Annotated in this window: 1 protein-coding gene; it reads left to right on the forward strand. The window is 69.1% G+C overall.

Features of this window, described 5'->3' with window-relative positions; all coding sequences use genetic code 11:
- On the forward strand, nucleotides 1-1,031 hold a 1,031-nt coding region (locus IH68_RS0148960; RefSeq protein ID WP_199932027.1), incomplete at both ends, for a beta-ketoacyl synthase N-terminal-like domain-containing protein.

Below are 1,031 nucleotides of genomic sequence, written 5' to 3' on the forward strand. Positions count from 1 at the left end.
TGTGGGTCGTTTTGATGCGGGTTTCTTCGGGATGAGTCCGCGGGAGGCGTTGGCGACGGATCCGCAGCAGCGGTTGTTGCTGGAGACGTCGTGGGAGGCGTTGGAGCGTGCGGGTGTTGCCCCGGGCGCGTTGCGGGGCAGTCGGACGGGCGTGTTCGCGGGGACGAACGGTCAGGACTACGCGGGCGTGCTGCTGGCCTCGGGTGAGGACTTCGAGGGGCATGTGGGCACGGGCAACGCGGCGAGTGTGTTGTCGGGCCGGGTGTCGTATGTGCTGGGGCTTGAGGGTCCGGCGGTGACGGTGGACACGGCGTGTTCGTCGTCGTTGGTGGCGTTGCATCTGGCGGCGCAGGCGTTGCGTGCGGGTGAGTGTGATCTGGCGTTGGCCGGTGGTGTGACGGTGATGTCGACGCCGGGGGCGTTCGTGGAGTTCTCGCGGCAGCGGGGGCTTGCGGTGGACGGTCGGTGCAAGGCGTTCGCGGAGGGTGCGGACGGGACTGGATGGGGTGAGGGCGCCGGTGTGGTGGTGGTGGAGCGGTTGTCGGATGCGCGGCTTCACGGGCACCGGGTACTCGCCGTGGTCCGTGGCAGTGCGGTCAATCAGGACGGTGCGTCGAATGGTCTGACGGCTCCGAATGGTCCGTCGCAGCAGCGGGTGATCCGGGCGGCGTTGGCGGGTGCGGGGTTGTCGCCGAGGGATGTGGATGCGGTGGAGGCGCATGGCACGGGTACGGCGCTGGGTGATCCGATCGAGGCGCAGGCGTTGTTGGCCACCTATGGTCAGGGTCGTGAGCGGCCGTTGTGGCTGGGGTCGGTGAAGTCGAACATCGGGCACACGCAGGCGGCTGCGGGTGTGGCGGGTGTGATCAAGATGGTGCTGGCGATGCAGCACGGGACCTTGCCGCGGACCTTGCATGTGGATGAGCCGTCGTCGCACGTGGACTGGTCGGCCGGGGCCGTGGAGCTGGCTGGTGCGTTCCCGGTCGGTGTTCGAGCACCGGGCGGTGGTGTGGGGCGCCGATCGTGCGGAG

Source organism: Streptomyces sp. NRRL S-646, assembly GCF_000720765.1.
In the GTDB taxonomy this organism is placed as follows: Bacteria; Actinomycetota; Actinomycetes; order Streptomycetales; family Streptomycetaceae; genus Streptomyces.